23 protein-coding genes and 3 pseudogenes are annotated in these 25,715 nt (G+C 45.5%); all 26 read left to right on the forward strand.

What is annotated here, in order from left to right; all coding sequences use genetic code 11:
• Nucleotides 1-101 precede the first annotated feature (101 nt).
• A pseudogene (locus D7Y06_RS28505) lies at nucleotides 102-227 on the forward strand (helix-turn-helix domain-containing protein); the annotation flags it as partial.
• Nucleotides 228-312: 85 nt separating this feature from the next.
• Nucleotides 313-510, forward strand: coding sequence for a hypothetical protein (locus tag D7Y06_RS02955; RefSeq protein WP_243119056.1), 198 nt, complete (start codon nucleotides 313-315; stop codon nucleotides 508-510).
• Nucleotides 437-693 (forward strand): annotated as a pseudogene (locus D7Y06_RS26435) (sigma-70 family RNA polymerase sigma factor); the annotation flags it as partial. The gene D7Y06_RS02955 and the pseudogene D7Y06_RS26435, both read left to right, overlap by 74 nt.
• A 135-nt stretch (nucleotides 694-828) precedes the next feature.
• Entirely contained in the window at nucleotides 829-1,449 is a 621-nt protein-coding gene (locus D7Y06_RS02965) for a DUF3267 domain-containing protein (protein ID WP_120406353.1), read from the forward strand.
• Between the two features lie 165 nt (nucleotides 1,450-1,614).
• Nucleotides 1,615-2,052: pseudogene (locus D7Y06_RS02970) on the forward strand (tyrosine-type recombinase/integrase); the annotation flags it as partial.
• Between the two features lie 320 nt (nucleotides 2,053-2,372).
• Complete coding sequence (gene uvrB, locus D7Y06_RS02975) at nucleotides 2,373-4,352, forward strand: excinuclease ABC subunit UvrB (RefSeq protein ID WP_120406354.1); 1,980 nt, start codon at nucleotides 2,373-2,375, stop codon at nucleotides 4,350-4,352.
• Nucleotides 4,353-4,376: 24 nt separating this feature from the next.
• A complete protein-coding gene (uvrA, locus tag D7Y06_RS02980; protein ID WP_120406355.1) occupies nucleotides 4,377-7,205 on the forward strand; it encodes an excinuclease ABC subunit UvrA in 2,829 nt (942 codons plus the stop codon).
• Between the two features lie 422 nt (nucleotides 7,206-7,627).
• Complete coding sequence (locus D7Y06_RS02985; protein ID WP_120406356.1) at nucleotides 7,628-8,623, forward strand: rod shape-determining protein; 996 nt, start codon at nucleotides 7,628-7,630, stop codon at nucleotides 8,621-8,623.
• A 115-nt stretch (nucleotides 8,624-8,738) separates the two neighbouring features.
• Nucleotides 8,739-9,539, forward strand: a complete 801-nt coding sequence (gene flgF, locus D7Y06_RS02990; protein WP_120406357.1) for a flagellar basal-body rod protein FlgF — start codon at nucleotides 8,739-8,741, stop codon at nucleotides 9,537-9,539.
• 14 nt (nucleotides 9,540-9,553) lie between these two features.
• Complete coding sequence (locus tag D7Y06_RS02995; protein WP_120406358.1) at nucleotides 9,554-10,369, forward strand: flagellar hook-basal body protein; 816 nt, start codon at nucleotides 9,554-9,556, stop codon at nucleotides 10,367-10,369.
• Between the two features lie 21 nt (nucleotides 10,370-10,390).
• Complete coding sequence (locus D7Y06_RS03000; RefSeq protein WP_120406359.1) at nucleotides 10,391-10,744, forward strand: rod-binding protein; 354 nt, start codon at nucleotides 10,391-10,393, stop codon at nucleotides 10,742-10,744.
• 66 nt (nucleotides 10,745-10,810) lie between these two features.
• Nucleotides 10,811-13,003, forward strand: a complete 2,193-nt coding sequence (gene recD2 / locus D7Y06_RS03005) for an SF1B family DNA helicase RecD2 (RefSeq protein WP_120406360.1) — start codon at nucleotides 10,811-10,813, stop codon at nucleotides 13,001-13,003.
• Nucleotides 13,004-13,042: 39 nt separating this feature from the next.
• Nucleotides 13,043-13,795: a ComF family protein gene (locus tag D7Y06_RS03010; RefSeq protein WP_243119049.1), complete on the forward strand. Its 753-nt coding sequence runs from the start codon at nucleotides 13,043-13,045 to the stop codon at nucleotides 13,793-13,795.
• 12 nt (nucleotides 13,796-13,807) lie between these two features.
• Nucleotides 13,808-14,215 carry a flagellar protein gene (locus tag D7Y06_RS03015; protein ID WP_120406361.1) on the forward strand — a complete coding sequence of 136 codons (408 nt, stop codon included), beginning with the start codon at nucleotides 13,808-13,810 and terminating at the stop codon, nucleotides 14,213-14,215.
• Nucleotides 14,216-14,372: 157 nt separating this feature from the next.
• Nucleotides 14,373-14,771 (forward strand): hypothetical protein, encoded by a 399-nt coding sequence (locus D7Y06_RS03020; RefSeq protein ID WP_120406362.1) that lies wholly within the window; start codon nucleotides 14,373-14,375, stop codon nucleotides 14,769-14,771.
• A 16-nt stretch (nucleotides 14,772-14,787) separates the two neighbouring features.
• Nucleotides 14,788-15,795, forward strand: coding sequence for a hypothetical protein (locus D7Y06_RS03025; protein ID WP_120406363.1), 1,008 nt, complete (start codon nucleotides 14,788-14,790; stop codon nucleotides 15,793-15,795).
• 47 nt (nucleotides 15,796-15,842) lie between these two features.
• Nucleotides 15,843-16,730: a diadenylate cyclase CdaA gene (cdaA, locus tag D7Y06_RS03030; protein ID WP_442970370.1), complete on the forward strand. Its 888-nt coding sequence runs from the start codon at nucleotides 15,843-15,845 to the stop codon at nucleotides 16,728-16,730.
• Nucleotides 16,696-18,129: a CdaR family protein gene (locus tag D7Y06_RS03035; protein WP_120406364.1), complete on the forward strand. Its 1,434-nt coding sequence runs from the start codon at nucleotides 16,696-16,698 to the stop codon at nucleotides 18,127-18,129. Before cdaA ends, D7Y06_RS03035 begins: the two co-directional genes overlap by 35 nt.
• Nucleotides 18,130-18,165: 36 nt before the next feature.
• Nucleotides 18,166-19,515, forward strand: a complete 1,350-nt coding sequence (gene glmM, locus D7Y06_RS03040; RefSeq protein WP_120406365.1) for a phosphoglucosamine mutase — start codon at nucleotides 18,166-18,168, stop codon at nucleotides 19,513-19,515.
• A gap of 20 nt (nucleotides 19,516-19,535) precedes the next feature.
• On the forward strand, nucleotides 19,536-19,799 hold the full coding sequence (locus D7Y06_RS03045; protein ID WP_120406366.1) for an HPr family phosphocarrier protein: 264 nt from the start codon (nucleotides 19,536-19,538) through the stop codon (nucleotides 19,797-19,799).
• A 20-nt stretch (nucleotides 19,800-19,819) separates the two neighbouring features.
• The gene (locus tag D7Y06_RS03050) at nucleotides 19,820-21,871 is read left to right on the forward strand and encodes a DUF2142 domain-containing protein (RefSeq protein ID WP_120406367.1); all 2,052 of its coding nucleotides are present in this window, start codon (nucleotides 19,820-19,822) and stop codon (nucleotides 21,869-21,871) included.
• Nucleotides 21,868-22,557, forward strand: coding sequence for a glycosyltransferase family 2 protein (locus D7Y06_RS03055; protein ID WP_120406368.1), 690 nt, complete (start codon nucleotides 21,868-21,870; stop codon nucleotides 22,555-22,557). The genes D7Y06_RS03050 and D7Y06_RS03055 overlap by 4 nt, the downstream gene beginning before the upstream one ends.
• A gap of 3 nt (nucleotides 22,558-22,560) precedes the next feature.
• Nucleotides 22,561-22,920 (forward strand): DUF2304 domain-containing protein, encoded by a 360-nt coding sequence (locus D7Y06_RS03060; RefSeq protein ID WP_120406369.1) that lies wholly within the window; start codon nucleotides 22,561-22,563, stop codon nucleotides 22,918-22,920.
• A 110-nt stretch (nucleotides 22,921-23,030) separates the two neighbouring features.
• Nucleotides 23,031-23,918 carry a glycosyltransferase family 2 protein gene (locus D7Y06_RS03065; RefSeq protein ID WP_158591199.1) on the forward strand — a complete coding sequence of 296 codons (888 nt, stop codon included), beginning with the start codon at nucleotides 23,031-23,033 and terminating at the stop codon, nucleotides 23,916-23,918.
• Between the two features lie 16 nt (nucleotides 23,919-23,934).
• A complete protein-coding gene (gene rfbD, locus D7Y06_RS03070) occupies nucleotides 23,935-24,807 on the forward strand; it encodes a dTDP-4-dehydrorhamnose reductase (RefSeq protein ID WP_120406371.1) in 873 nt (290 codons plus the stop codon).
• Between the two features lie 17 nt (nucleotides 24,808-24,824).
• Nucleotides 24,825-25,652, forward strand: coding sequence for a glycosyltransferase family 2 protein (locus tag D7Y06_RS03075; protein WP_120406372.1), 828 nt, complete (start codon nucleotides 24,825-24,827; stop codon nucleotides 25,650-25,652).
• Nucleotides 25,653-25,715 lie beyond the last annotated feature (63 nt).

Consider the following 25,715-nt stretch of genomic DNA (forward strand, 5'->3'; position numbering starts at 1 on the left):
GAGGTTATTTCATGGTTGAAAATGATTTAAAGTACTAAAGAAAGCTGCTATGGAACAGAAAAATAAATTACATATTTCGGAAGTGTTAAAAAAAACGAGCGAAAAAAGGAAAATCGCAAGAGAAACTTGCAGAGTATTGTGGTGTTTCAAAATCAACAATATCTAAATGGGAACAAGGAACATCCCGCCCAAGCATTTACCAGTTTCCCCAAATAGCGGATTTTTAGAATATCACAATCCAAAAGCTATTAACAGGAAGAGAAAAAGATGAATAAAAGATACAAGTATCAGGAAGTCGCAGAACGGATTAAAATGGACATCTTTGCAAATCATCAAGCACCAAATAAGTCGATACCGAGCATAAGGGAATATGCGGAAGGTAATCAGGGAAATCCCCATACAGTAGCTTGCGCTTTAAGGCTGTTAATGGAAGAAGGCATACGGGGCAAAGGCATACACGCTTCGGGAGGAATCCACAGAAAGCTGCACAAGGTACTTTATCAGCTTTAAGGACGGGCAGGGGGAACGCCACGAGTTAGAAGTGTCCGAGCAGCTCTTTCTTGAATTTCGTCAGATGGAACGCAGGAACAGAAATCTTCAGCAATGGAACAGCGGCACAGGGAGTTTAACGAGGTATGGGACGAAACGCTTTACAGACGTGCGTTAAGCCGAGGGCGGTCAGCACAGAGCAGAGGGAACGGGCAAGACAGATGATGATTGCTCAAAATAGGGCAAAGGAAGTTTGAGGAAAATTTAATGGAATTGTGTGGGTGCTTGTGGTAAGATAAAGAAGTTGAACAATTCAACAAATCACTAGGAGGCAGTAAAATGTTGAATATACATATTAAAGGGAAATTTGAGAATGAATCGCAACTAATTCAAGGCAGAGAACTTCCTGAAAATGCGGTTCAGTTTCAAGAAGGGGAAACAATTCACTCAGCTTTTCAATTGGGTTTTGCTCTTATCTTGCCCATAATATTACCAATGATTTTATTTTCCATTATGAGATGTTCAAAGATTGATAAAAAATTAGTATTTGACAGTAGCTTTGTTTTTGCAGTAATAATAAGTTTTATATTGGGACGAGTATTGATTTATTTGCACGAGTTTATTCATGCTATTTTCTATCCTAGAGAAGCAGAAAAGACAGTTTGGAAAAATGAAAAACATGGAGCTTATTTTATTTATTGTGATGTAGCAATAAGTAAAGCCAGATTTGTGATTCTTTGTATTGCTCCCTCAATTGCTTTAGGAATTATACCTTTCTTTCTATGGTATGTGATTGCTCCTCTTTTGGAAGTGGAATGGATTATTTGCATTATGGTTTTGACTTGGATAATGACAATGATGTCTATGGGAGACTTTGCAAATATTTTTAATGCAATCAAACAAGTGCCGAACAATGCAAAGATATTTAACTATGGTATGCATTCATACTGGATTGAGTGAATAGAGGCACTTAGGAAAATGTAAATGCTTTCCTTTATGCTATTTGTAGTGTCAAGGATATATGAAAAACTTAATATTGTTTATCTTTGGCAGCGATTATCTTAACAGACAATTAGCTACCTTTTTTATTTTCAGAAACTATCAACACAGCACAGAAAGAACAAGGTATTTGAAGCCATTCTGGAAGAGAGAAAAGTGTATGAGAAGAACCGCAGAAGGCGGTCAGGCACATTTCAGGATTTGGATTATATCTGCTGTTCCACTTATGGGCGTCCGAGAAGCAAGGATTTTCACTGGAGGCATTATAAGAAGCTGTTGGAGGACAATGGACTGCCTGATATAAGGTGGCATGATTTGAGAAGCACTTTCTGTACCATTTTATTAAAGAATAATTTCAATCCCAAAGCGGTATCACAGCTAATGGGACATGCGAAAGAAATCATCACCATAGATGTTTATGGAGATACAGCCGAAATCATCGAGGACTGCTTAGACGATCTCCAACCGTTTATTGATGAAGTAATCCCGAAGGAAGAAAGTGAAGGCGGTACAGATTTTTCAGAAGACAATTATATAGAACAAATCAGTGAGTTTCTTGCATGAGGCTAAGATACTGGCAGAACCGAATCACAAAAAAGACATAAAAAAGTACAGAACAAAAGTTCGATTTTGGTCTGTACTTTTTTTGACTTATGTGTTATAATGAAAAACCAAATGACTGGATAATACTATCTGTACTGGCTGGTGTTATTCAGTGTTGTTTCGTTTCAAAAATACGGTTTTGTGACCTGCATTCGTGTAATTGCTATTTTAACGCTTATTCGCCAGCTTTGCAAGCCCATTTTACACGAATCGAAAATCAAATTACACGAATTTCGGGCGAATAAGCAAACTTTTTTCGGTCACAAATTGGAGGTTTTCATATGCCAGAGTTCAAATTACAAGCCCCCTACAAGCCCACAGGCGACCAGCCGCAGGCCATCGCCGAACTGGTCAAAGGCTTCAAGGAGGGCAACCAATTCCAGACACTCCTTGGGGTTACGGGTTCCGGCAAGACATTTACGATGGCGAATGTCATTCAGGAATTGCAGAAGCCCACACTCGTTATAGCGCATAATAAAACGCTTGCGGCTCAGCTCTACGGAGAATTCAAGGAGATGTTCCCTGAGAATGCGGTGGAGTATTTTGTGTCCTATTACGACTACTACCAGCCCGAGGCCTACGTCCCCTCCACGGACACCTACATTGCCAAGGATTCCGCCATTAACGAGGAAATTGATAAACTGCGGCTCTCCGCCACGGCAGCGCTGGTGGAGCGCAGGGATGTGGTAATTATCGCCAGTGTTTCCTGTATTTACGGCTTGGGCAGTCCAGTGGATTACCAGAATATGATGGTGTCCCTGCGTCCGGGGCAGGAGAAGGACAGGGACGAGGTGATTCAGAAATTAATCAGCATACAGTACACCAGAAACGATATGGATTTTCATAGGGGAACCTTCCGGGTGCGGGGGGACGTGCTGGAGATTTTTCCGGCAAACTTCAGTGAAACCGCCTATCGGGTGGAATTTTTTGGGGATGAAATAGACAGAATAGTGGAAGTGGATGTGCTTACCGGGGAGATTAAAAACAGCCTGGAACATATTGCGGTTTTCCCCGCCTCCCACTATGTAGTGCCCCAGGAAAAAATCAACAAGGCCTGTGTGGAAATTGAGCGGGAGATGGAGGAGCGTGTCCAGTATTTCAAAGAGCATGACAAACTTTTAGAGGCCCAGCGCATTGCGGAGCGCACTAATTTTGATATAGAAATGTTAAAAGAAACCGGATTTTGCAGCGGAATTGAAAATTATTCCAGGATATTGGCGGACATGCCTCCCGGGGCAACGCCCCACACATTGATGGACTATTTTCCAGATGATTTTCTCATTATTGTGGACGAATCCCACATCACCATCCCCCAGGTGCGGGGCATGTTTTCTGGGGACCAGTCCAGAAAGTCCACCTTGGTGGATTACGGTTTCAGGCTCCCTTCCGCCAAGGATAACCGGCCCTTAAATTTTGGGGAGTTTGAGAGCAAAATCAACCAGATGCTTTTTGTGTCTGCAACACCAAATGTCTACGAGAAGGAGCACGAACTGTTCCGCACGGAACAGATTATCCGGCCCACAGGGCTTTTGGACCCGGAGGTGGAAGTGCGCCCAGTGGAAGGGCAGATTGACGATTTAATTGCAGAGGTGAAAAAGGAGACGGCAAACCACAATAAGATTCTGATTACCACCCTTACAAAGCGCATGGCGGAGGATTTGACAGACTATATGAACGAGGTAGGAATCCGGGTGAAATATCTTCACTCGGATATTGACACCTTAGAGCGCTCTGAGATCATACGGGATATGCGTCTGGACGTCTTTGACGTTTTGGTGGGAATTAACCTTTTGCGGGAGGGACTTGACATCCCCGAAATTACCCTGGTGGCCATATTGGATGCGGACAAGGAAGGCTTCCTGCGCTCAGAGACCTCCCTGATTCAGACCATCGGAAGGGCGGCAAGAAATTCAGAGGGCCATGTGATTATGTACGCCGATTCCATTACGGATTCCATGGGGGCTGCCATAGAAGAGACAAAGCGCAGGAGAGACATTCAGCAGAGATATAATAAGGAACACGGCATCACCCCCCAGACCATACAAAAGTCTGTACGGGATTTAATCAGTATTTCCAAGAAAGTTGCAAAAGAAGAGCAGAAATTTGCAAAAGACCCGGAATCCATGAGCAGAAAGGAACTGGAAAAACTTATTGCGGAAGTGAAAAAGAAAATGGAGAAAGCGGCGGCGGAGCTTAATTTTGAGGCGGCGGCGGAACTCCGGGATAAAATGTTAGAACTGAAAAAATATAACCATGATTAAGGATGAGGAGCACAGGAAAAGATTATGAGCGAGAGAAAGTACATCAAGATTCGGGGGGCAAAAGAACACAATTTAAAAGGGGTGGATATTGATATTCCGAGAAATGAATTTGTGGTGCTCACAGGTTTAAGTGGTTCCGGAAAATCATCCCTGGCTTTTGATACCATCTATGCGGAGGGACAGCGGAGATATATGGAATCCTTATCCTCCTACGCCAGACAGTTTTTGGGGCAGATGGAAAAGCCGGAGGTGGAAAAAATAGAAGGGCTTCCCCCTGCCATATCCATTGACCAGAAAAGTACCAACCGCAATCCCCGTTCCACCGTGGGGACAGTGACGGAAATTTATGATTATTTCCGACTGCTTTATGCCAGAATTGGAGTTCCCCACTGTCCAAAATGCGGCAGGGAAATCAAAAAGCAGACAGTGGACCAGATGGTAGACCAGATTATGAGTTTACCCCAGCGGACAAAAATCCAGCTTTTGGCTCCTGTGGTGCGGGGGAGGAAAGGGGAGCACCAGAAACTTTTTGAAAAGGCAAAAAAAAGCGGATATGTCCGGGTGCAAGTGGACGGAAGTGTCTATGAACTCACAGAAGAGATAAAACTGGAAAAAAATAAAAAGCACAATATTGAAATCGTGGTAGATCGGCTTGTTGTAAAAGAGGGAATCGAAAAACGTCTCACGGATTCCATAGAAAACGTCCTGGATTTAGCGGAAGGGCTTTTGATGGTGGAAGTCTCAGAGGGGGAGACTTTAAACTTTTCCCAGAGCTTTTCCTGCCCGGACTGCGGCATCAGCGTGGATGAAATCGAGCCCAGAAGTTTTTCCTTTAACAATCCCTTTGGGGCCTGTCCCGTGTGTTTTGGCCTGGGCTACAAAATGGAATTTGACGAGGATTTGATGATACCGGATAAAAGCCTCAGCATTGCAGAGGGAGCCATCCAGGTAATGGGATGGCAGTCCTGTACGGATCCGGGAAGTTACACTTATGCCATTTTGCAGGCATTGGCCAAAGAATTTGCCTTTGATTTGTCTACCCCATATCAGGATTTAAGCCAGGAGGTCCGCCAGATGCTTATACACGGCACGGAGCGCTCCGTAAAAGTATATTACAAGGGCCAGCGGGGAGAGGGTGTTTACGATGTGGTTTTTGAGGGCCTGATTAGCAATGTCCAAAGGCGCTACAGGGAGACTGGATCGGATGTGATGAAACAGGAGTATGAGCAGTTTATGCGGATTACCCCCTGTCAGGAGTGCAAGGGCCAGCGTCTGAAAAAAACTTCCCTGGCGGTTACGGTCAGCGGGAAAAATATTTTTGAGATAACAAATATGTCCGTAAAAAATTTGCAACAGTATCTTTTGGATATGGAACTTACCAGCCAGCAAAAATTAATCGGAAATCAGATTTTAAAAGAAATCCGTTCCAGAGTGGGATTTCTCGTGGATGTGGGATTGGAATATTTAAGCCTTTCCCGGGCCACGGGGACTTTGTCGGGAGGGGAGGCCCAGCGTATCCGTTTGGCCACCCAGGTTGGATCCGGCCTTGTGGGAGTGGCATATATTTTAGATGAGCCCAGCATCGGGCTGCACCAGAGAGATAACGATAAGCTTTTGGCCACCTTAAAAGGGCTGAGGGATTTGGGCAATACCCTGGTGGTGGTGGAACATGACGAGGATACCATGCTGGCGGCGGATTATATTGTGGATATCGGCCCAGGGGCGGGGGAGCACGGGGGAGAGGTGATTGCCTGCGGTACGGCGGAGGAAATTATGAAAAATCCAAATTCCCTCACCGGCGCTTACCTCAGCGGAAAACAACAGATACCTGTGCCGAAAGAGCGGAGAAAGCCCACAGGATTTTTAAAAGTGGTAAAAGCTGCAGAAAATAATTTAAAAGATGTGACGGTGGAAATTCCCCTTGGGGTTATGACCTGTGTCACCGGAGTGTCCGGCTCCGGGAAAAGCTCCCTCACCAATGAGGTTTTATACAAAACCCTCCAGAGAAAATTAAACCATGCCAGGACGATTCCAGGAAAACACAAGGAAATTCTGGGAATGGAGCAGCTTGACAAAGTAATAGATATCGACCAGTCCCCTATCGGCCGGACGCCGCGCTCCAACCCGGCTACTTACACGGGGGTGTTTGATATGATTCGTGACCTTTTTGCAGCCACTCCGGACGCAAAGGCAAAAGGATATAAAAAAGGAAGGTTTAGCTTTAATGTGAAAGGCGGAAGGTGCGAAGCCTGTTCCGGGGACGGAATTTTGAAAGTGGAAATGCATTTCCTGCCGGATGTTTACGTGCCCTGTGAGGTTTGCGGGGGAAAACGCTATAACAGAGAGACCTTGGAAGTAAAGTACAAAGGCAAAAGTATTTATGATATTTTAAATATGACGGTGGAGGAGGCATTGGAATTTTTCAAAAATGTTCCTTCCATAGAGAGGAAAATCCAGACGCTGTATGATGTGGGGCTTTCCTATATCCGTCTGGGGCAGCCCTCCACAGAACTTTCTGGAGGGGAAGCCCAGAGAATTAAGCTGGCCACGGAATTAAGCCGCAGGAGCACAGGAAAAACCATCTACATTTTAGATGAGCCTACCACGGGATTACACTTTGAGGATGTGCGGAAACTAATTGAGATACTCCGGCGTCTCTCCCAGGGTGGAAATACGGTGGTGGTAATTGAACACAATCTGGACGTGATAAAGACGGCGGATTATATTATTGACATGGGGCCCGAGGGAGGAGACGGCGGCGGGACGGTTATCGCAAAGGGAACTCCCGAGGAAGTGGCGGAGTCAGAAATGTCTTACACAGGAAAATATATTAGAAAATATTTAAAAAAATAGGAAAAGATTTTGCCATTACAAAAAATACCCATCCCGGTGAGGGATGGGCATCTTTTTTTAAGAAAGGAAATGAGTTATGAAAAACACTGTATAACAAAATTGAATTGGGGAGTACCCCCCGGACAATGCCCGGGGAGCATGAGTTATGAAAACTATAATAGCCTTATCAGCTAGTACTGTTTCAGTATATAGGGAAATTGTGACCAGTTTGTGATGAAAAATTGAAAAGAATATAAAATTCTACCAAAAAAGTTTCCGTATTCTTTAGAAATTCTTAAATTCTGGAAAAATTCTCCGATTTCAAAAAAAATGATTTGAAAAATGGAAGTATTTGTATATAATAAGGATATATATGTAAAAATATGATTAAATGCACGATTTGTGTTTACAATAAACAGCAGTAAGATGAAAGGGGAAACATAATGGTTTCAACAGATATAGGAATTGACTTAGGAACAGCCAGCATATTAGTATATATTAAGGGTAAGGGCGTAGTGTTAAAAGAACCCTCAGTAGTTGCCTTTGACAGAGATACAAACAAAGTGAAAGCCATCGGGGAGGAAGCAAGGTTAATGCTTGGAAGGACCCCGGGGAATATAGTGGCGGTGCGCCCCTTACGCCAGGGTGTTATCTCCGATTATACTGTTACGGAGAAAATGATTAAATATTTTATTCAGAAAGCCATCGGGAAGAAAAATTTCCGGAAACCCAGAATCAGCGTCTGCGTCCCCAGCGGCGTTACAGAGGTGGAGAAAAAAGCGGTGGAGGATGCAACTTATGCGGCAGGTGCCAGATATGTGGAGATAATCGAGGAACCCATCGCTGCAGCCATCGGGGCGGGAATCGATATTGCCAGACCCTGCGGCAATATGATTGTGGATATCGGCGGCGGAACGGCAGATATCGCAGTGATTTCCCTGGGAGGCTCTGTGGTGAGCACTTCCATTAAAATTGCCGGGGATGATTTTGATGAAGCCATTGTTCGTTATATGAGAAAGAAACATAATCTTCTGATTGGTGAGCGGACTGCGGAAGATATTAAAATAAAAATCGGCTCCTGTTTCTCCAACGGCAGGAACGAAACTATGGATGTGAGAGGGCGTAACCTTGTCACGGGGCTTCCAAAGACAGTGACAGTCTCTTCCGAGGAGACGGAGGAAGCCTTAAGGGAGCCAACGATGCAGATTGTTGAGGCTGTCCACAGCGTGCTGGAAAAAACCCCGCCGGAGCTTGCGGCAGACGTTGCAGACCGGGGGATTGTTCTTACGGGAGGGGGCGCATTGCTCCGTGGCCTGGAGGAGCTTTTGGAGGATCGGACAGGCATTAACACCATGACCGCGGAGGAGCCAATGACCTGCGTGGCTATCGGCACAGGAAAATATGTGGAATTTTTGGCTGGAAAACGGGATGATGACTAAAGAAAAGGTTTCTTTATGCCGATATAAATACGTAGCGAATGTCATGGATGGAAATAAACAGGTTCAAGGAGGAGCCGTATTGCATCAGCACAGTCTGATGGAGGAAGGATAAGAGATGGTAAAAGGGTTATATACCGCATATACCGGAATGGTGGAGGAGCAGCGGCGCATGGATGTTATGACGAACAACCTTGCAAATGCCAACACCACAGGGTATAAGAAAGAGGGAACGGTAAATCAGGCATTCGAGGACCAGCTTGCAATCCGAATTAAAGACAGTTCGGAAGTTTTAAACCGCAAGCGCATCGGAATTGTGAATATGGGAGACAAAGTCGGGGAAACTTACCGGGATTTTGTCCAGGGCTCTTTTAATGTGACAGAGAATCCTTTGGATTTGGCCTTAGACGGGGATGGATTTTTTGCCATAGAGTTTACCAATAAACAGGGACAGACATCCGTGAAATATACCAGGGACGGAGCGTTTACCATGGACCGGGAAGGATACCTCCGCACAAAGGACGGGGATTATGTCTTAAATGCTAACGGGGCCAGAAACGGTGCAGGAGGCCAGGCAAACCGTGTGAGAATCGATCCAAACCAGGATGTGACAATCGATGCTGACGGATCAATCTGGCAGAACAATGCGCAGGTGGGACAGATTGGCATTGTGGATTTTGAAAATTATGATTATCTGGAAAAATATGGCGAGAACTTATTTGATGTGGTAAACGGCGGTACTGCCATTGCATCGGAAGCCAGGATCGAGCAGGGATGTCTTGAAATGTCCAATGTAAATATTGTCACAGAGATGGTGGAGATGATTACCATCACCCGTGCATATGAGGCAAATCAGAAAATTATTCAGACCGTAGACGGAACTTTAGATAAAGCAGTAAACGACGTAGGCAAAGTATAGGAGGATAAGGAAATATGATGAGAGCATTGTGGTCTGCCGCATCAGGAATGATTGCACAGCAGACAAACGTAGATACGATTTCACACAATTTGTCCAATGTAAATACTGTTGGATACAAAACCCAGAAAGCGGAATTTAAAACCCTCTTATACCAAGATCTCCAGGCAAGGACCACCACAGCCAACGGGGAGACGAAACCTACCCCGGCTCAGGTTGGACTTGGAACCAGGGTTGCAGATATCAATACTTATTTTACCGAGGGGGCATTGGCCTCCAGCGAGAGCAATACGGATTTTGCCATTGACGGCCGGGGATTCTTTGCGGTGTTAGGGGACGACGGGGAAACTTATTATACAAGGAACGGAAGTTTTACCTGGGCCATCGGACCTCAGGGAACTACCCTTTGCAACCAGGACGGATATCCGGTGCTTGACTCCACAGGAAAAAATATTGTGATTCCAAACGGTGTTACCAGCGGGAATATGGTGATTTCCCAGGACGGAAGCGTGGGATATAAGAGGGCTGACGGTACATATGTGGCTATGAACCAGACCATCGGGTTATACCAGTTTACCAACCCGGCAGGATTAAATAAACTATCCAGAAGCTTATATGCGGTTTCGGATGCGTCCGGGGAGGCTATGAATGAGGCTACGGCCAACGGCCTTACCAAGAGTAATGTGCTGCAGAATTATCTGGAAAACTCCAACGTCCAGGTGGCGGACGAGATGGTAAACCTTATTATTGCCCAGAGAGCTTATGAGTTAAATTCAAAGGCGATTCAGGCGTCAGACGAAATGCTTCAGCAGGCAAACAGCCTGAGAAGATAATAGAATAGGAGGGAAACTTAGATGAGTATGGATATCAGCGGTATTTCTTCCATGCTGGACTACACCAGCAAGACGGCGGGCAATTCTAAGGCCAGCGGATTAGAGTCCGCCTTAAAAGGGGATTTGTCCAATGCGGATGACGAAAAACTTATGAGTGTCTGCAAAGAATTTGAGGCTTATTTTGTGGAGATGGTGATGAAGGAAGTGGAAAAAACCATCCCCAAAAATGAGGAGGAAGATGGGGGAATGTCCCAAATGAAAGATTATTTTAAAGACGAGATGATACAGATGCTGGCGGAGGATGTGTGTGAGCAGCAGAATTTGGGTCTGGCACAGCAGATGTATGAACAAATGAAACGGAATTATTCCATATAAAAGTCGGGACAGATGCCCATAGGTGTCTGTCCATTTTCATTATAGCGGATACAGAAGGAAGATATCATGGAGAGTATAAAGGGATACATTGACCATATTATTTTTCGCAATGAAGATAATGGATATACCGTCTTTGTGTTGGTTTACGAGGAGGAGGAACTCACCTGTGTGGGTTCTTTTCCTGTGGTGAGCCAGGGGGAAAATGTGGAGCTAAAGGGTGAATTTATAGAGCACCCCATGTACGGCAGGCAGTTTACAGCCCGGGAGATGAAAGAGTGTGAGCCGGAGGATGAGGTGGCTATGGAAAGGTATTTGGGCTCCGGGGCGATTAAGGGCATCGGCGCAGCCTTAGCGGCCCGGATTGTCCGGAAGTTTAAAAAGGATACCTTCCGCATTATTGAGGAAGAGCCGGAGCGGCTTTCGGAAATAAAAGGAATCAGCCAGAGGATGGCCATGGAGATTTCTGACCAGGTGGCAGAAAAAAGGGACTTGCGCCAGGCTATGATTTTTCTCCAGCAGTACGGGATTTCCCTGAATTTTGCAGTGAAAATTTATCAGAGATACGGTCAGGATGTGTACCGGATAATAAAAGAAAACCCTTACCAGCTTGCAGACGACATTAAGGGCGTGGGGTTTAAAATCGCAGATGAAATTGCGGCAAAAGTGGGTATTCAGGGGGATTCGGATTTCCGTATCCGAAGCGGAATTTTGTATGTGCTTTTGCAGGCGTCCGGGGAGGGGCATACCTATCTGCCCAGGGAAGAACTGACAGGGCGCACGGCGGTTATGCTCTCCGTTCCTGGGGAGCTTATTGAAAAGCACTATATGGATCTTGCCATTGAAAAAAAGATTATGGTACGGGGGGAGAATATTTATTCCGCCGTGTACTATTATATGGAAACGTCTGTTGCAGCTATGCTAAAAGAATTAAATGTGGCATATGAAGTGCCGGATAAAGAAATCGAAGAACAGATTTTAAGGATTGAGAAGCAGACCAATATGGTGCCGGATGAAATGCAGTTTTCCGCAGTGAAAGAAGCAGTAAAAAACGGGCTTTTGATTATTACCGGAGGGCCCGGCACGGGAAAAACCACAACCATCAATACGATTATAAAGTATTTTGAGCTGGAAAGCATGGACATCTTTCTGGCGGCCCCCACCGGCCGTGCGGCTAAGCGAATGAGCGATACCACGGGGTATGAGGCCAGAACTATCCACCGGATGCTGGAGTTAAACGGAGGGATGGAAGATCATGCAGGTTTTTCCAGAAATGCGGATAATCCCCTGGAGACAGATGTAATTATTATTGACGAGATGTCTATGGTGGACATTACTTTAATGCATTCCCTGCTAAAAGCTGTCTCCCGGGGGACAAGGCTGATTTTGGTGGGGGACGTGAACCAGCTTCCCAGCGTTGGCCCGGGAAGCGTGTTAAAAGATGTGATTGAGTCAGGGGCTTTCCCTGTGGTAAAGCTGACGAAAATTTTCCGTCAGGCCACAAAAAGCGATATTGTGGTAAACGCCCACAAAATCAATAACGGGGAGGAGGTTTCCCTGGACAATAAAAGTATGGACTTTTTCTTTTTAAAGAGGTATGAGGCGGATAAAATCATAAATGTCACCATCCAGCTTATCGCCCAGAAACTTCCCAAATTTGTGGAGGCATCTCCCTTTGACATTCAGGTGCTGACCCCTATGCGGAAAGGGCTTTTGGGGGTGGAGCGGCTAAACGGGATTCTTCAGCAGTATTTAAATCCTCCCCACAGGGATAAAAAAGAATACCAGCAGGGGGAGCGCACCTTCCGGGAAGGGGATAAGGTGATGCAGATAAAAAATAATTATCAGCTGGAGTGGGAAATTACCAATCAATACGGGCTTTGCCTGGATAAGGGCCTTGGGGTCTTTAACGGGGACATGGGAATTGTGCGGGAGATTAATGATTACGCCGAGATTATGACGGTGGAGTTTGAGGAAGGGCGCAAAGTGAATTATTCCCTGCGCAATTTGGAAGAACTGGAGCTGGCCTACGCCATTACCATCCACAAATCCCAGGGATCCGAGTATCCGGCGGTGGTGATTCCCCTTCTTGGGGGGCCTAAAATGCTCATGAACCGAAATCTTTTGTATACAGCGGTGACAAGAGCGAGAAAATGTGTTACTATTGTGGGAGATGACAAGACATTCGGGGAAATGATAGAAAATAACAGGCAGCAGAAGCGTTACTGCGGTTTGGCAGAAGAAATACGTTCTGAAATTTGATATGGCATAATCCTGTCTTTGTAAGGAGAGACAGGAAAAATGAAAATTAAATATATTTTAAATAAATTTGTGAAATTTTGCAAAAATCTGGATGGGTTTTGTATGGAACTTTTGTATCCTCCCAGATGTCCGGTGTGTGATGAAGTGGCGGCAGAAGGTTTTCCCATCTGTCCCGGGTGCAGGAAACGAATCCGGGAGGTGAAGGAGCCGGTGTGCCAAAAATGCGGCAAGCCGGTAAGCCATAACAGGAAGGAATTTTGCCGGGACTGCGTGGGAAGGAATCATGAATTTACTCAGGGAAAGGCGCTGTGGGTTTACGAGAAAGATGTAAGGCAGTCCATTTACCGCTTTAAATACCAAAACCGCAGGGATTACGGAAAAGTTTACGCAATGGAGCTGGCGGAGGCCTGGGGGACGTGGATATTAAAGAACCATATCCAGGCGATAGCCCCCGTTCCCCTGTATCCGGGAAAGAAAAGGCGCAGGGGATTTAATCAGGCGGAAGTGGTGGCGGTGGAGCTTGGAAGGATTTTGGGAATTCCTGTAGAGAAAAATCTTTTCATCCGCACCAGGGATACCAGGCCCCAAAAAGAATTAAATGTGTGGGAGAGAAAAAATAATCTGAAAAAGTCTTTTAAAAGTAGGAAAAATGTTGTACAATTAGAATGTATCCTCATTATTGACGATATCTATACTACAGGAAGTACCATGGATGCAGCAGCCCTTGCGCTGAGGGAGGCTGGAGCCGGAAATATTTATTTTTGCTGTATCGGAATCGGTACGGATTTCTAGGAGGACAGGGAAATGGATGTTAGGAGTTGCAGAAACTGCGGAAGATTATTTAATTACTTACAGGGAAATCCAATTTGCCCGGCCTGCAAAAACAAGCTGGAAGACAAATTTGAACAGGTTAAGGCATATATCAGGGAGCATGGAACAGCCCCTATGAAAAAAATATCCGATGACAACGATGTTTCCATAAAACAGTTGAAGCAGTGGGTCAGAGAAGAGCGGCTGACATTTCCGGATGATTCCCCGGTGGGCATTGAGTGTGAGAACTGCGGTGCTATGATTCATACGGGAAGATACTGCAATAAGTGTAAAAATGAAATGGCAAGTGATTTGCAGAAAATGTATTCCATGCCGCCTGTGGCAGAAGAACCAAAGAAGGCAAGGGACAAAGACAGGATGCGTTTCCTGGAAAGACAATAAGGGAACAGGATGGATTTTACCATTCTTTTCCCACACAGTGAGCGGGGAAGATTTTCTTCCCCGCTTGATTTTTTTGGAAAAACTTTGCATTTATTGGGAAATATGGTATACTATAAACACGTATGCAATTTAGAAAAAACCAATATGGGGGCAGATTATGCTAAATCAGGAACGTGTGGAAGAGATGATTCGTCTGGCGATTTTTGACCAGAGGGAAGGGGAAGCATGTAAACCTATGATACAGTATTTTCGCAAAGATTATATCGTGAAAGAATTGCTGAAGAGTTTTGTGACAGGAACCCTGGCGTTTGCTATTATCATCGGCCTGGGATTTATGTATCAGGCGGAAAACATTGTAAATTCCCTGAATACTGTGGATATGAAAGGCAGTTTGATAGAATTGGGAGCGGCATATCTGATATTTATGGCAGTATATTTTGGCGTAACCTATGTAATATATTATAAGAGATACAGCACAGGCAGGCAGAAGGTGAAAAAATATTTTGTCCATTTGAAAAAAGTAATCCGTTCCTACCATCAGGAAGATCATAGCTAGTCAGGAGGATAAAATTTTGACAGGTATATTGGAGTTTCGGGAAAAACTGAAAAGTTTTTACAGTAAATATGATATTTACGTAAACCCCTTGCTGAAATTTATTTTGGCCTTTGGTGTGTTTTCCACCATCAGCCGGCATATGGGATTTGTGGGAAGGCTCAGCGGAACATCCGTAACCCTGGTGCTCTCACTGGTATGTTCTATTATTCCGGTAAATTTTATGATACTGCTGGCGGCAGTCCTTATTGTAGTGCAGCTATATTCTCTGTCTTTGGAGGTGGCTGTGATTGCACTGCTTTTGTTTTTGCTTTTATTTCTTTTATATTTTCGTTTTACCCCGAAAGACGGGGTTTACACTGTGCTCACGCCCATTTGCTTTGGGTTTAACCTTGGGCCGGTGATGCCCATGACAGTGGGGCTTTTGCAGGAGGCATACTCGGTAATCAGTGTACTCTGCGGCGTGGTGGTGTATTATTTCCTAAGGGGGGTGGTGGAGAATGCTTCCGTCCTGGGGGAAAAAAGCGACAAGACAGCCATTACATCCAAATTTACTGCCACATTGAACCAGTTTCTGGGGAATAAAGAAATGTATCTGGTGCTGATAACCTTTCTTTTGGTGAGCCTTGTGGTGTATGTGATACGGAAGCTTTCCATTGATTACGCCTGGACCATTGCCATTGTAGCCGGCTCTCTCGTAAATTTTATTGTGCTGTTTGCAGGATATCTGATGATAGGCATTTCCGGTAAGATTATGGGGCTTGTGGTGGGAACGCTGGTATCCCTTGCCGTGGCCTTCCTCCTGGAATTTTTGTTTTTTAACCTGGATTACAGCAGGACGGAGCGTGTGCAGTTTGAGGATGACGAATATTATTATTATGTAAAAGCCATACCAAAAATGTTTGTTCCAGAGCAGGAAAAACAGGTGAAAAAGATAAGCTCTAAGGGCCGGAGAAGCGATTCCGGCAGAGAGGTAAGAAGACGTCTCTCGGAGGAGATGGATATTGATGAAGATCTCCTCAGATAAAATATATGGGAAAGGAAGTGGGACGCGTGGAACATTTTGTATCTATGATGGGTACTTTTAAAGACAAATATCTCACCTGGATGAACCTTCCGGTGATTAATCAGATAGACATCGTGGAGATTGTTATCATAGCGTTCTTGCTTTACAACGTCCTGGTGTGGATTAAAAATACCAGGGCATGGATGCTGTTTAAAGGACTTCTTGTGATTTTGATGTTTGTTCTGGTGGCAGCGGTTTTCCAGATGAATACCATACTGTGGATTGCGGAGAAAACCATCAGCGTTGGAGTTATGGCACTGGTGATTATTTTCCAGCCGGAACTGCGCCGGGCCTTAGAGCAGTTGGGAAGGAAAAACTTCCTCACAGGGTGGCTGTCCTTTGAATTTGGAAAAAATGAAGTGAAAAAGTTTAGTGAAAAAACCATAAACGAGCTGGTGAAGGCATGTTATGAGATGGGAAGGGTAAAAACAGGGGCATTAATTGTAATGGAGGACTCCGTGATGCTTACCGAGTATGAGCGCACGGGAATCACCGTGGATGCCATTGTCACAAGCCAGCTTTTGATTAATATTTTTGAAAAAAATACGCCGCTTCACGACGGTGCGATTATTGTCCGGGGAGACAGAGTGGTTTCCGCCACCTGTTACCTTCCTCTTTCCGACAACATGGAATTGAGCAAAGAACTGGGAACCAGGCACAGGGCTGCCGTGGGAATCAGCGAGGTCAGCGACTCTCTCACCATTGTAGTCTCTGAGGAGACGGGAAATATTTCTGTTGCCATTGGAGGATCCCTGATGCGCAATCTGGCTGCAGACCAGTTAAAGGCCCAGCTTAAAATGCTGCAGCAGAAATATGAGCCGGAAAAGAAAAGGCGGGGCTTGCTGAAAAGGAGGCTAAGAGATGCTCAAAAAGATAACAAAGCTGATTACGAATAATTTTGGCCTTAAAATCCTGGCTGTTTTGTTTTCTGTTGCTTTGTGGCTTGTGGTGGTAAATATTGACGACCCAAAGACCACCAGGACATTTACCACTACGGTGAGTATTGAAAATGGGAATTATCTCACGGGAATTGGCAAATACTATGAAATTGTAAACAACAGCAGTACTGTTACCTTTAAAGCCAGCGGAAAACGCTCCTATTTAGAGAGGATGAGCAATTCCGATTTTAAGGCTGTGGCGGATATGGAATCCATCGAAAATATGAGCCGGGTGCCCATTGACATTACCCCCCAGCGCTACACCAGCAACGTGTCTGTGACAAACAAGACATATTATCTGGAGCTGGAAGTGGAGGAACTGCGCTCGGAATCCTTCGTCATTGCAGTGGAGACAGTGGGGGAAGTGGGAGACCAAAAAGCCCTGGGATCTGTGAGCATTTCCCCGAATATTTTAAGGGTTTCCGGCCCGAGTTCCGTGGTGGAGATGGTGGATAAAGTCATTGCCAGGGTGGATGTAAACAATATGACCAGCGATATGATCGACAGCGTAATTCCCCTTCTCTATGACGCAAAGGGAAACGAGATGAATACCTCGGAACTGTCCTTTAATATGCAGAGCGTTACCGCCTCGGTACAGATATTGGATACAAAGGAAGTGACCATTAATTTTCAGACATCTGGAACACCACCTGACGGATATGAATATATTGGTACGGAATACAGTCCCCAGACGGTGCGGGTAAAAGGCCAGGTGGCAGTGTTAAATACCATGAACAGCATTACGGTGCCAAAGGAAGTGCTGGATTTGACAGACGCCACGGAAGATATTGAAAAAACTGTGGATGTGTCTTCCTATCTCCCGGAAGGGGTGACTCTGGTGGAGCCCGGCCAGGCCAAAATTGATGTGCGGGTGAAACTGGAAAAACATGAGACCAGGAAGTTTAAAGTTCCCACGGCAAATATTACAGTGACAAATCTCTCCCAGGAATATAGTGTGAAGTTTTTGGAGGAGTCGGTGGAAATTGAACTGGAAGGGTTGTCCACGGATTTGGATGATTTGGACTCGGAAACTCTTACAGGAAGCATCGATGCCAGCGGAATGACAGATGGGGAACATAAATTAAATCTGGAATTAAATTTAGACGGCAGGTTTGCCCTGGTGAAATCCGCTACGGTGACGGTGGATATTATAGATGCAGACGGGGAAAACCTTGGCACGGGAACGGGAAATACGGGAACAGCCGGAAGTACAGGAACCGGAAACACAGGAAATTCTTCGGGCACAGGAAGTGCAGGAACAGGAGCCGGCAGCGGGAATACGGGAACAGGCAGTACAGGAGGCTCTGCTCCCGGAAACGGCAGCCATACGGAGAATAACAGCAATCCTGCTGAGTAATAGAAAGGGAGTTTTTTGGCAGATGGAGGATGAATCATGAGCAGAATGTTTGGTACAGACGGGGTACGGGGCGTGGCAGGCACGGAGCTTACCATTGAGCTGGCAACGAAACTTGGAATGGCAGGGGCTTATGTCCTTACCAGGGAGCAGGAACACCAGCCCACCATTATCGTGGGATGTGATACAAGAATTTCCGGCGGGATGCTTGCCAGCGCACTGATGGCAGGAATCTGCAGCGTGGGGGCAAACGCTATTTATGTGGGGGTAGTTCCCACCCCCGCCATTGCCTATCTCACAAGAAAACATAAGGTGGACGCAGGGGTGGTGATTTCCGCCTCCCACAATCCCATGGAATTTAACGGCATTAAGTTTTTCAATGGAGAAGGCTATAAATTAAAAGATGAATTAGAGGATGAGATAGAAACTCTGATTCGCAACAATATGAAAGATGTACCCATTCCCACAGGCTCAGGGGTGGGGAAAATTGAATATCGATTTGATATTCAGGATGAATATATTTCTTTTATGAAAAAAAGGGTTCCCGTGGATTTGTCCGGGCTTAAAATTGTGGTGGACTGTGCAGAGGGGGCATCCTATTACACTTCCGTAAAGACATTAAAGGAGCTGGGGGCGGACCTGGTGAGTATCCACACAGACCCGGACGGAACCAACATCAACTCCAACTGCGGCTCCACCCATATGTCAGAGCTGCAGGCCAGGGTGGTGTATGAGAAGGCGGATATCGGAATTGCCTTTGACGGGGACGCCGACAGGATGCTGGCGGTAGACGAAGGGGGCCAGCTTGTGGACGGTGACCAGATTATGGCCATTATCGGGAACCATATGAAGCGCCAGGGAAAATTAAAGAAAGATACAATAGTTGTGACAGTAATGACAAATCTTGGCTTTTCCCTTATGGGTGAGCGGGAAAATATCCATATTGAAAAGACAAAAGTGGGAGACCGGTATGTCCTTGAGAATATGTTGGAACATGGCTACAACCTGGGAGGGGAGCAGTCCGGGCATATTATTTTCCTGGACGACAATACCACCGGAGACGGCCTGCTCAGTGCACTGCATCTTTTAAAAGTTATGGTGGATACCAAGGAGAAATTATCAGATTTGGCATCGGTGATGGAGGTTCTGCCCCAGGCCCTTGTGAATGCCAAGGTTCCCAACCATAAAAAAGAGCATTATATGGATTACGCAGAAATCGCAGAGGCCATTCAGATTCTGGAGGAGAAATTTAACGGGGAGGGAAGGGTTCTGATCCGTCCTTCCGGGACAGAGCCTTTGGTCAGGGTCATGATTGAAGGGAAAAATCAGCAGGAAATTGAAAAAGACGCCAAAGCACTGGCGGAATTAATTACAAAGATTATGCTTTAGAAAAAACAGGGGGAATTATAGTGGTTAGCCAGAAAGTTATAATAAAAAATCCTACGGGCCTGCATCTTCGGCCTGCAGGGATTTTGTGTAAGGAAGCAATGAATTTCAAATCCTTGATTACATTTCAGTATAGAGGAAACACAGCCAACGCAAAGAGCGTGTTAAGCGTGTTAGGGGCATGCATTAAGTGCGGGGATGAAATTGAACTTGTCTGTGAAGGGGAAGACGAAGAGAAAGCTCTGGCATATCTTGTACAGATGATAGAGGATGGATTGGGCGAATAGATATAGGAGGACAGGCTTTTATGAAGTCCACACAGACGGCAGGGAAGAAACTGGAATTATCTAAGAAAAACCAGATACAGCTGGCAGCAATGACGGTGATTTTTGTGATTGCCGCTTTTCTGGTATATAAAACAACAATCGTAACCCGGATGGTAATGCCCCGGGTGGAAACGGCGGTTAAGGCCCAGGAGGGGAAATACCTGAAATTAGAAAGCGGGGATTTCCTGGAACAGACCTTCCGTTACCACTCGGACGAACTGTTGTGCGCAGGGACAAAAATTTCCCTGGAGGAGTCCGTGTTAAAGGATTTGGTGGCAAATCAAGAGCGCAGGGATTTGGGCGTGATTCACATCAGTATCCTCGACGGAGAAAACCAGGGGGAAGCCCTGATGCAGGGAGATTATGACGTGTACCTTTTGGAGGACGGCCAAAATCTTCTGGCCTCCTTTCTGGGGCGGCAGACCGGCTGGGAGGGGAAAAACTTAATTCTCACCCTTAGGGCGGAGGATTTAAATCCGGATATCGGCCTTAAAGTGGGGATTTCGGAAAAAGAGATAAAAGGAGCTTCCCTCTGTGTAAACGCAGAGCCTGTGTCAGAAAATATCAATATTATTACTGCAGGTCATCAATTCCTGTACTGGAAACAGTGGTTTGTCTTTGGGGCAGTGATGGTTTACCTCCTTTTGGCAGGGACATATTTCCTGCTGGCGGTATTTCGGAAAAAGCCGGAGCAGGTATTTCTCTTTACCGGGACAATGCTTGCGGTCCTTTACCTCCTGCTTTTGCCGCCTCTTTCCGTGCCTGACGAGGAAGTGCATTTTAAGGAAGCCTACTATCACTTAAACCGTATTATGGGAAAACAGCAGACGGAAGGGACTGTGCTCATGGACACGGAAGATTTTCACGGTATGCAGAAGTTTGAGACAACCCCTTCCCTCTGTGAGTATGACCGGTTAAAAGAAGCCGTTTTTAAGAAGGGAAGAGAAGCTGGGGTGACAGAGGTGGACCGTTTTGACACCCAGGCCCCCATGGTGACTTATCTTCCGGGAATGGCAGGGATATTTTTGGGAAAAGCCTTCGGGTTAAACGGCGTGATGGTTATTGTGCTGGGACGGATTTGTTCTATCCTGTTTTATCTTTTTACCATGTACTGGATGATTCGCCTGATGCCTATGGGGAAAGGGGCGGCCTTTATTATGGCAATCCTGCCCATGACCATACAACAGTGCTGTTCCTACTCCTATGATTCCGTGGTGATAGAAATTGCCCTTCTGTACCTGGCGGTACTCTTTGGGCTGATTTATACCAGTAAGCCTCTCACAAACCGGCAGGTTGTTTTGTATGCAGTGTTTATGGTGATGCTCTCCATCTGCAAAGGGGGGACGTATATGCCTCTTTGCCTTTTGACTATGCTGATTCCCATCAGCCGTTTTAAAGATAAAAAACAGAAGTGGGCCTTTGTGGGGATTATGGCTTTTATAGCTATCGCAGCATTTTTGTCAAGCACCTTAAGCTATGTGCTGTATGTGGCAGCCCCCACGGAGGAGCAGGCGGCAAATTCTTACTTGGCCGGGGAGGCATACGGGGCGGCAGGATTGTTAAAAGAACCTTTAACATTTATATGCCTGTCTGTCCGCACCCTGTTTTTATCTGGGGACGGATTTTTGGAGACTATGCTTGGGATGCAGCTTGGATGGCTGAATATCTTTGTGTCAAGGCTTGTGATTTACGGACTGCTTCTCCTTATGGTTTTATCTCTTTTGCGGTGTGAGGCCAGGGAAAATATGGAGATTACTTTGGGGCAGAAAATATTTTACGCCCTTGTGGCCCTTATGCCCCTGGGCATGGTCCTTGTGTCTATGTTTATGAGCTGGACGCCAAAAAATTCCACGGAGATAGCGGGAATCCAGGGCAGGTATCTCCTGCCGGCCCTTCCAGTGCTTCTGATGCTGTTTCCAAATAAGAATATCATTTTAAAAAAGGACAACACCAGGGCCTATATGTTTCTGGCTGTATGTCTACAGTGTGCAGCCATCTATGGAATTTTACTGTCGTTGGAGAGAGTACTATGAGAAAATTAGTGATTATCCCTGCATATAATGAGCAGGGAGGGATTGTAAAAACCGTGGAGGACGTAAAAAAATACGCCCCGGAGTTTGATTATATTGTGATTAACGACTGTTCCACAGACAAGACTCTTACTGTGTGCAGAGAGCATGGGTTTCCTTTGGTGAACCTTCCGGTGAATTTAGGCATCGGGGGAGGGGTGCAGACTGGTTATGTCTATGCCTTCCGCAATGGCTATGATATCGCCGTGCAGTTTGACGGGGACGGGCAGCACAATGCCCGCTATCTGAATGAAATGGCGGATAAGCTTGAGAGGGAACATCTGGATATGGTCATCGGCTCCCGGTATATAAAAAAAGAGGGATTTCAGTCCTCCGGCTTAAGACGGCTGGGCATCCGGTATTTTACCTGGCTGATCAAGCTTATCACCAGGCAGAAAATCACCGATCCCACATCAGGGATGCGCATGGCAAACCGGGATGTGATAGAGATATATGCAAAAAATTATCCCAAGGATTACCCGGAGCCGGAGAGCGTAGTGACCATTTTGAAAAAGGGAAAAAAAGTGGAGGAAATTCCTGTGCAGATGAACGCCAGGGAAGAAGGGGTTTCTTCCATTTCGCCAAAAAAATCTGTCTACTATATGATAAAAGTGACACTGGCCATTTTGATAGCGGCATTGCGGAGGTAGAATATGAGCTTAAAAATTCAGATTATTGTGGCCATTGTGCTGATTCTTGCACTGGTATCCATTATCAATATGGTGCGTAAGGAAGCATTGGACATCCGTTTTGCCTTATCCTGGCTTGCCGTAGGGGTTATTGTGCTGATTTTAGATATTTTTCCATCGGCCATGGACTGGCTGGTACACCTTTTAGGCATCGAACTTCCGGTAAATATGATGTTTTTCTTTGGTTTTTGCTTTACCTTATTCTTGGTGTTTGGGCTTACCACAAAAGTTTCCAGGCAGGCGGAGCAGTTAAAACGCCTGACCCAGGAGATGGCCCTTTTGGAGAAATCTTTGGAAAGCGCCGGGGAAAAAGAAGAATCATAGATTGGCTTTTGCCTATAAAATTAGAAAAAAAGGAGAATACTAAGTAAAGAATCATGAACAGTGACATGTGTGGCGATGCGGAAAGTAATCCGATAAGTAAGGAAAAACAAGTGAAAAAAGTGCAGATTCTAATGTCAACTTACAACGGGGAGGATTATATCAGGGAACAGCTTGACTCTATTCTTGCCCAGAGTTATCCCGATGTGGATATTTTAATCCGGGACGACGGCTCAAAAGACGATACCTTTGTTATTTTAAAAGAATACGAGGAGAGACATTCCAATATCAAAGCCTTCCAGGGGGAAAACTTGGGAATCAACAAAAGCTTTTTTGAACTGCTGAAAAAAAGCCAGGGTGATTACATAGGGTTTTGCGACCAGGACGACTACTGGCTTCCGGAAAAGATAGAAAAGGCAGTGCAGCAGTTGGAGCGCATGACGGGGCCGGCTTTATACTGCGGGGCAAAAACCCTTGTAAATGAAAACCTGGAAAAATTAGAAGAACAGCAAAATCCCCATTTAAGGCCGGGATTTGGCAATGCGGCCATAGAGAGCATCTGTTCCGGCTGCACCACTTTAATGAACTGGGAGCTGGTTTCTATTATAAAAGACAGGCTGCCGGAGGATGTGATTCATCACGACTGGTGGTGCTATATGGTAGCTACTTACCTTGGCAGCATGTACTATGACGAAAATTCCTATATTTACTACCGCCAGCATCAGGGCAACGAGGTGGGAGCCAGCGGCTCCGCCCTGGCAATGATTCGGGCCAAAAGCCGTGATTTAAAGAAGAGGCACGGAGATTTGAAAAAGCAGTTAATGGATTTTAAACATTTTTACCACACGAAGCCGGAAAAAGACAAACTGGTGGATGCCATTTTAGAGGCAGAGTATTTTCCCGGAAGGTTTTCCATTTTGTTCAACCATGACTGGTACCGTCAGAGCAATCTGGACAACTGGGTGGTGCGGGGACTGTTTTTACTGAACCGAATGTTATAGAAAGCGAGGAAATAAGATGAAAAAAATTCTGATTACAGGCTGCAACGGACAGCTTGGAAGGGCGTTAAGGAAAGAGTATGCAGATGAGGATGTGGAATTTATCAACACAGACGTGGCAGGAGAGGATGTTATTCCCCTTGACATCACTTCTGTGGAGGAAGTGCTTTCCCTGATGGAAAAAGAAAAACCGGATGTGGTGATAAACTGTGCCGCCCACACCAATGTGGATGCCTGCGAGACCCAGTGGGATCTGGCTTATCAGATTAACGCCATCGGCCCAAGAAACCTGGCCATTGCCTGTGAAAAGACAGGGGCAAAGCTGATTCACGTGTCCACGGATTATGTATTTCCGGGAACCTGTCCAAAGCCCCTTACAGAGTTTGATATGCCTGGGCCAATAAGCGCTTACGGAAAAACAAAGTACGAGGGGGAACTTTTTGTAAAAGAATTTTCCAGGAGACATTTTATCCTGCGCACCGCCTGGCTTTACGGGGAAGGGAAAAACTTTGTGAAAACCATGTTAAAGCTTGCAGAAAACCATGAGGAAATCACCGTGGTCTCCGACCAGTTCGGCTCCCCCACAAGCGCTGTGGAACTGGCAAAAATGATTCACTTTTTAGAGCCTACGGAGAACTACGGAACTTATCACGCCACCTGCGAGGGACAGTGCAGCTGGGCGGACTTTGCAGTGGAAATCTTTAAACAGGCAGGGAAAAATACAAAGGTGAAGTATATTACCACGGAAGAATATAATTCCCCGGCCAAACGCCCGGCCTACTCCATCTTGGACAATTATATGCTCCGCATTGCCGCCGGGGACAAATTTAAAATGGCGGACTGGAAAGAGGCACTTACGGAGTATTTTAAAAGCGGAGTGTTAGAGCAGTAGAGAAAAAGGAGTTTTGTATGGAACAGCCGTTAGTAAGCGTATGCATCCCAGCATACAACAATGCAGCCTATATTAAGGATACCATCGATTCCATCCTGCGCCAGACCTACACCAACCTGGAATTGGTGATCTGTGACGACAACTCAAAGGACGATACGGTGGAAGTGATTGAGAGTATCAAAGACTCCCGGATAAAACTTATTAAAAATGAGAAGAATCTTGGTATGTCGGGAAACTGGAACAACTGCTTAAAGCACTGCACAGGGGAGTATATTAAATTAATCTGTGCAGACGATATGCTCCGGGAGGACTGCCTGGAAAAAGAAGTGGGGGCTTTAATAGAAAACCCCACGGCGGTTTTAGCGGAAAGCGACACCCAGCTTTTTGACTTAAAGGGAAAACCGAAAGGGTTTTATAAGAGGTACAAGACAAGGGGCCTTACCAAAGGGAAAAAAATTGCAAGGGAAGGATTTTTCCTGAAAAATTATTTTGGCGCTCCCCTGGCAAATACCTTTCCCAGAAAAGTGCTGGATAAGGTGGGAGGCTTTGACCCCTGGTACACCTACATTCTGGACTATGATTTCTGGGTAACCATTGCATGCCTTGGAGATGTGTATATTATCCATGAACCCTTAAATTTTTTCCGGGTCAGAAACGATTCCAACACCGGGGAAGTTATGGCGGGGGACAAGACGGATGTGTACGTGAAAGAGCATATCCACCTGGTGAACAAGTTTAAAGAGGAGCTGCGCCTGACGGACTCCGATGTAAAAAGAAGCGTTTTTATCCGCAAGTGCAGGAATTTTGCGGCAAACATTTATTTAAAGCTTTTTGTGAGGGGATAGCCCAGGCTTGTGTTTTTTCGTATATGGTGCTATAATACAAAAATTGGAAAAACGAAAAGGAGA

This window comes from Roseburia sp. 1XD42-69, from assembly GCF_003612565.1.
Classification (GTDB): Bacteria; Bacillota; Clostridia; order Lachnospirales; family Lachnospiraceae; genus Roseburia_B.